The organism is Verrucomicrobiales bacterium (genome assembly GCA_016793885.1).
Classification (GTDB): Bacteria; Verrucomicrobiota; Verrucomicrobiia; order Limisphaerales; family UBA11320; genus UBA11320.
In genome coordinates, this window is sequence record JAEUHE010000069.1 from 1 (window position 1) to 6,351 (window position 6,351).

At 56.2% G+C, this 6,351-nt stretch carries 6 protein-coding genes; 3 read left to right on the forward strand and 3 right to left on the reverse strand.

What is annotated here, in order from left to right; translation table 11 throughout:
* A partial coding sequence (locus tag JNN07_08840) for an Rrf2 family transcriptional regulator (GenBank protein ID MBL9167831.1) occupies positions 1 to 306 on the forward strand: 306 nt, incomplete at its 5' end.
* Between the two features lie 583 nt (positions 307 to 889).
* On the opposite strand, the gene JNN07_08845 is transcribed toward JNN07_08840, so the two are convergent.
* Both JNN07_08845 and JNN07_08850 read right to left on the reverse strand, forming a co-directional pair.
* Positions 890 to 1,234 (reverse strand): hypothetical protein, encoded by a 345-nt coding sequence (locus JNN07_08845; GenBank protein MBL9167832.1) that lies wholly within the window; start codon positions 1,232 to 1,234, stop codon positions 890 to 892.
* Between the two features lie 155 nt (positions 1,235 to 1,389).
* A complete protein-coding gene (locus tag JNN07_08850; protein MBL9167833.1) occupies positions 1,390 to 1,755 on the reverse strand; it encodes a helix-turn-helix transcriptional regulator in 366 nt (121 codons plus the stop codon).
* A gap of 179 nt (positions 1,756 to 1,934) precedes the next feature.
* On the opposite strand from JNN07_08850, the gene JNN07_08855 reads away from it, so the two are divergent.
* Positions 1,935 to 2,171: a hypothetical protein gene (locus tag JNN07_08855; GenBank protein MBL9167834.1), complete on the forward strand. Its 237-nt coding sequence runs from the start codon at positions 1,935 to 1,937 to the stop codon at positions 2,169 to 2,171.
* Positions 2,172 to 2,332: 161 nt separating this feature from the next.
* Here the strand turns inward: JNN07_08855 and JNN07_08860 are convergent, their stop codons facing one another.
* Complete coding sequence (locus JNN07_08860; protein ID MBL9167835.1) at positions 2,333 to 2,638, reverse strand: transposase; 306 nt, start codon at positions 2,636 to 2,638, stop codon at positions 2,333 to 2,335.
* Between the two features lie 941 nt (positions 2,639 to 3,579).
* Between JNN07_08860 and JNN07_08865 the strand changes: the two genes are divergently transcribed.
* Positions 3,580 to 5,658 carry a glycoside hydrolase family 97 catalytic domain-containing protein gene (locus JNN07_08865; protein ID MBL9167836.1) on the forward strand — a complete coding sequence of 693 codons (2,079 nt, stop codon included), beginning with the start codon at positions 3,580 to 3,582 and terminating at the stop codon, positions 5,656 to 5,658.
* Positions 5,659 to 6,351 lie beyond the last annotated feature (693 nt).

A 6,351-nucleotide genomic window follows, 5' to 3' on the forward strand; every position in this document is an offset into this window, starting at 1 on the left:
CTGGCGAAATTGGGTTACCTTCAAACTCGACGGGGCCGAGGGGGCGGGATGCAGCTTGCGCTCAATCCAGAGCAAATCCGACTCGGGAAACTGATCCGAGAGACCGAGGATCAACCGGTGATTGTCGAGTGTTTCGATCCCGCCACCAACAGCTGCAAACTCAATGGAAGTTGTAGGCTGAAGGGAATTCTCGCTGAGGCCGTGGGCAGTTTTTACCGCCACCTTGATCAATTCACCTTAGCTGATTTGCTCACCGGACGGAATCGCAAACGGATGATCCAAAGCCTCCAGATGGATACGCGCTGAACATGCCCCAGGGCATGGCTAGCATCCTGAAAGGTCAAGATTCCTCAAGAACAGGAGTGCTCCCACGTCGACTCTATCGCCTAGCTGGAACGCACCGCGCCACGAGCCAGTGACCGCAACTACAGACGAAACAGTCCTTGCCCGTAGTGTCCACAAAATCGAACGAGGCGATTTTCATGCGGCATCTCGGTAGTAAAAGCGCAGTAGTCCGCCGAGGCGCCGACGTGAACGAATAGTGCCGGTCTGTGGAAACTCCGCAAACTCAGGGCGGATGATTTTGTTCTCGAGCCCCTGGTGGTTCCTTTCCTGATGATAATGTTGAACGAAGTGAGAAACTGCTTCTCGCAAGGACGTGGCAGCTCACCAACCCTGCAGGAGTCCACACCTCGGCCGTGAAGAAGTCGGTGGCCGCTATGACGTCCCAATGAGTTCTTAAGGACTCCTTCCAGGTCATTCCCTGCCGGCGCCCCGGCGCTGGGTCAATGCCGGCCTCCCGGAGGATCTTGGCTATCGTCCCGCGTCCGACCTCATGTCTCGCGTTGGCCAAAGCTCCTTGGATGCGCGTGTAACCCCACGACCGATGCTACCGCGCCATCTTTAGGATCAGTTCCTTCAAATCGCCGGAGGTCGGAGGCCGACCTGCTCCGCGATTCTTGGTCCCGTCGTACTTCTTGGCGATGAGACGACGATGCCAGGCAAGCAGAGTGTCTGGGGTAACGATGCTGGCAAACTGTAGAAGTCCCTTCCGGCCCACCGACTTGCCTTTGACAGCTAACCGTCGGCGCTGGTCATCGGTGAGACGAGGACGTTTCCCCAGTTGTTCTTGGAGAACCCGAACCTCCTCCTGCAAATATTCGATGACTCCTTGCTGCCGGCGGTGTCTGTTCTCATGTTTCGGTAGGAAGGTGCTTCCCCTACTATGGCACATTTGGGGGGAATGCCGGAGCATCTATCAACTGCTAGAGATGGTGCACAGCGGTAAGTATTTCTTTGATTCGCCGATAGGACTGAGGGCTGCGACCAATCCGTAGCGTTTGCCTGCTTCAAGTTAGGCCTTCAAAAAATCAATTGCCGCCCGCGCCGTCACCCTTCAACGGTGGCGACCTGACCTTGCGCGTGCTCTTCGTCCAGGTCGCGGAGTTGTTCGATGATGCCCTCCAGCTTCCGGCCTGTAGCGCTGAGTTGATATTCCACCCGCAGCACCTTGCCGGGGAATTCTGCCCGCTTGATCACGCCGTAGTCCAGCAGCTTGCGCAGCCGCTCGTTGAGAACCTTGGTTGAGATGCCGGGGATGAACCGCTCCAATTGTCCGGGCCGCGCGACGCCACGCCCGATGGCCGCCACGACCGCCGCCGGCCACTTGCATCCCACCACGTCCTCCAAGCGCCGGTAGGCGTTGCTTTCGGGCAGGGAGAGCACCTTGGCTTTGAGTCTGGTTTTCTTCGTCATACTACGAGTCTAACCGACGGGCGGTGGAAAATCAGCTGGGAACAAAAGGGTGACCACCTACCAGTTTGTGCCCTCTTTCGCTGCCGCCAGATTCTGACGAAATGAAACCTCGACGCACGACATCCGAGTCGAGCGCCGGATAAGATGGAAAACGCAAACGAAACATCCAGAGAACCGTCATGAAAACCAAAGCAGTATTCTATCACGCGGGCTGCCCCGTGTGTGTCGCCGCTGAACAGAACGTCGCTGCAGCCCTCGATCCCGCCCGCTTCGACGTGGAACACGTCCACTTGGGCCAGCAAAGGCATCGAGTCGCCGAAGCAGAGCAAGCGGGCGTTAAATCCGTTCCCGCGCTGGTGCTCGGCGGCGCGGCCTATCACATCAACTTCGGAGCGGGCATCGAAGTGCTGCGGTAAGTCCACTCGAGAAACAGTCGACCATTAGGCCCGCAGGGGTTTAACCCTGCGGGCTACGGTGAGGGCCAATCACGCGTTGAAAGAATTGTAGCCGGCCCGGATGCCTATCTGCCGGGAGGCGTTGCACCCCGCGCGATTTGGGATTCGGTTGGCGAAACCAGTCACTTTTTCGGCATATCCCGCAGTGTCCACAAGTTCGAACGAGGACACTTTTGTGCGGCTTCTAGGTAGTAGTAGTTCAAAAGGCTGCCGAGCCTTTTACGACGCTGAACCCATCCTTCTGCTGGGAACTCCGCGAACTCAGGCCGGATGATTTTGTTCTCAAGCCCCTGGTGGTTTCGTTCCTGATGATAGGGTTCAACGAACTGAGAAAGCGCTTCTCGCAAGGACGATTCGCCAAACAGGATCAGGTTGTCCAAACACGACTCCTTGATCGTGCGAACAAAGCGCTCCGCATACGTCTTCAGGTTGGGCGACCGTGGAACGAGTTTTTCGACTCGGCGGGTTCAGGGAAAAATAGGATGCAACACATTCGGGGGCCACTGCGGATTAACCTGTGAATGAACGCTGCGCTTGAAATTGACTTAGGGACGGTCAGGGACGAGGCGGGTGTTCACCCGGCTCGAATCCAACCAGGAACTGCAACGTTGTCGGTGGTAAGGGTGATGTATGTTAGCAGTTTTGTTAGCAGTCGGAAGGGCTGGGCTAGGGTGAGGTGAAGGGGGAGCTACAAGGGAGCTGAATCAAGTGACGGGCGAATGATGAAGAATAACTCTGGCTAAAAAGAGCGTTTCGTTGGGTTTTTCTGGGAGTTTTGGGGGTGCGCAGGGGTATTGGTAGCCCGCCTTCGTTGGTACTTCGGCGCGGCAAATTTTCGCGTTTGCGAAAATTTGGAGGCGAGGGTCGGAATCGTTCGCCTACGACCTTCGAACCAAGTCAAAATGTCTCATTTTCCTCAGCAAATCAAGCTAACTCATCTGAACCCTACCTAACCCAACTGAACCATTTGGTGCCCGTTTTGGAGCCCGTAACTTAGGCCGAAGTCGACAACCTCAGAGGCCACTGCGTGCACGGATGGCTCAAGGAAACTAAAGAATCCCTGCCACCCGAGGTCACCTATCTTGATCACCGAATACTAAAGTCAGTTCCGAGTGTGGAGCTATACTGCTTCTCTCATCTACTCGAGGAAGTTGGGTTGAACCGATTTAACGCGATTCCGGTTCCGGATGGGCGGCGTTCCGAGAGGATCTTCTATGAATGCTTTGGCTGCAGTTCGAATACTGCGCACGAAGGTGTTGACTGCCACCTCCAGCTGCCGCTTTCTGGGCATGCCGTTCACAATGCCTATGCGCGGTGTTGAGGGGCGAATACCCTTGTCGGGCTCTAGCCCACACGTTACTAATACCCAATGCCCACCCCTGAAATGCACGGCAATTTGATCGCACCGCGTTGGCCCGAGATTTGGAGGCGTGGAATACTCACGGCGATCCGATCCTACGCGGTGTGTGTAGGGTTACTTACCTTCCCTGGTGGGGTCACCGGAGCCTTTTGTCAGCTGGTCGACTTGCCTTCACCGGACGGCCGAATTCATGTCGCGTTACATCTTCCCGTTCCGGATTCGATTGCAACGCCCAGCTGGTCGGCATCGTTCCAGAATAGAGTCCTCTTCACCAACTGCCATCTGAGTCTCCAAACAGCGCAGGCGGGAGACCTGATGAGCGGAATACGGGTCGTAAAGGAAACTCGAAGCACGAGAAATCAGCGGATCCGAGTACTGCATGGACGCTCGAAAGATGCGGATGATCGCTTCAACGAAGCCCGGCTTCAGTTCGTCACAGAGAGTGGTCACCGAACGGTGGTGGTGTTCCGGTGTTACAATGATGCGATCGCTCTGCGCTATGAACTGCCGGCGGAACGTGCTCAGACCTCGGTCACGATCACCAACGAAGCAACTTCGTTCTGTCCGACAGGCGATCCTATCGGTCACATCCAATACTTAGAGAATTTCAAAACTTCCCACGAGCATAACGTCACGAGCACCGAGTTCAGCCGAATCCGGAAGGGTGAGCTTCTAGACATGCCCCTGACTCTCGCTTGGAAGGATGGCACTCATGCCGCTATCACCGAGGCAGCGCTGCGGCGTTACGCGGGCATGGCTCTCATGCGGGCCGGTAACGCATCGAGTGACGATGCCCTCGTTTGTCAACTGACACCTCGAGCTGATGGTTCACAAGTCTCAGCCACCCTCCCGTTGAAAACACCCTGGAGAGTCGTGCTCCTCGCGGACCGCCCCGGGGCACTTTTGGAATCGTCGACACTCTACTGTCTCAACAGCCCGTCAGAGATCGGCAACACCTCCTGGATCCATCCAGGCAAAATCACTTTCCATTGGTGGAACGGCGACGTCTACGATGGGCAGCCTGGCACACCCATGCTTTCGTTCGCGACGAACAAAAAGTATATCGATTTCTGTTCTCGCGAAGGCATCCCAACCCATTCCATCACCTCCACCGAAGGCGTCACCACGCCGTGGTATCACCAGTCTAAACCAGGGGTAGAACCGGGTCGGGACACGGACGTCACCCGACCTCGCGCAGGTTTTGACTTGAAAGCCATCCATCGATACGCTGATTCGAAGAACATTCGACTTTGGACCTGGGTCCATCAGGGGGCGCTGCGAGGGCGGGTCGAAGAAGCGTTCGCCGTCTTTCAAAAGCAAGGGTGGAGCGGGATGATGGTCGACTTCTTCGACCACGATGATCAGGACTCGGTGGAGTTCGCCGAGTCGATTTTGAAGTCCGCTGCCAAGCACAAACTCCTGATTCAGCTCCATGGGATTTGGAAGCCCACCGGCCTCGAACGAACCTTCCCCAACCTGATGAACCATGAGGGTGCCTTAAATCTGGAGTACCTGAAGTGGAGCGATCGATGCACTCCGGAGCACAACCTAAAGATGGCGTTCACTCGCTTGGTTGCCGGTCGCATGGACTACCATCTGGGGGGCTTCCGTGCCGTGTCGCCTCAGCGATTCCAACCTAAAGGCGTTGCGCCGAATGTCCTTGGAACCCGGGGGCATCATCTTGCGATGTATGTCTGCTTTGACAACCCTAACCCAATGGTCGCGGATTATCCCACCGCGTACGAGGGTCAGCTGGGGTTCGATTTTCTCAGAACTGTGCCGACCTGGTGGGACGAGACACGTGTTTTGGTCGGTCAGGTGGGTGAAGTGTTGGTGACCGCCCGTCGCAAGGGTCGAGACTGGTATCTCGGTGGCATGTCGGCCGTCCAGCCCCGCGACCTCACAATTCCACTTGGCTTTCTCGGAAAAGGCTCCTTCGAAGCGGAGATCTGGAAAGATGCGAACGACACCGCCACGGACCCGAACCACGTTGTCCACACTCGTTCCCGGGTCAGCTCGGGAGATCAACTCCGGATTCACGTGGCACTCGACGGTGGGTTTGTTGCCAAACTATCCCTGTCGAGATAAACCGACAGCCCAAGATCGAGCTGTGGGTAAGTGACGAGTCTGAGGTTGCGGGAGATTTGCGGCCTCGACGTCGATGGGCTACTCCCCGGATTTCAATCCAATCGAACGACTGTGGCTAAGGCTTAAAGCTGAATGTTGCTGGGACTTCATTACCAAGACCAGCGATGAAGTTTCTGATCGCCTCTGCAACGCGCTCAAGGGCTTCATCGACGATCCTTCCAAAACCCCGTCTAACTGCTCGATTCGGAAATGACTTCTGTCATGCACTGTAGCCGGGGCCTGGAGCGTAGCGACACCCCGGTCTATCGACGCAATTGTCGAAAAAGTAGATGTCCCCAACCATTTTGCATTTCCGGGCTTACGATCCGCCTATCAGCCACTCGCACAGCCACAGGAGGAGTCCCACGCTCGGGAAGAATGCTATAAGCCCCACAACCTTTGTGATGTTGGCCGAAACCATGTGGCGCTCAGATTCACCTAAGTTTTTGCGGTTCCCGATCAACTCCAAACGCTTCGCGAGCAACAGGGCCATATCGAGTGCGGCAGCCCTCTCTCATCTTTACCTCCAAAAATGGGGACTAGACTAGAACTAGAGAGTGAAACCATCGCCCAACCGTAACCGGCACTTACCCCGAAGGGGTTCCGCCTCAAAGCCCAGGGTTGGCGTGAGGCACGAGCGTCTACCCTGGGTGA

Coding starts and splice junctions, on each gene's coding strand:
- JNN07_08850 (MBL9167833.1), bottom strand. CDS start 1,755: ATGACGAAGAAAACCAGACTCAAAGCCAAGGTGCTCTCCCTGCCCGAA.
- JNN07_08855 (MBL9167834.1), top strand. CDS start 1,935: ATGAAAACCAAAGCAGTATTCTATCACGCGGGCTGCCCCGTGTGTGTC.
- JNN07_08865 (MBL9167836.1), top strand. CDS start 3,580: ATGCCCACCCCTGAAATGCACGGCAATTTGATCGCACCGCGTTGGCCC.
- JNN07_08845 (MBL9167832.1), bottom strand. CDS start 1,234: ATGTGCCATAGTAGGGGAAGCACCTTCCTACCGAAACATGAGAACAGA.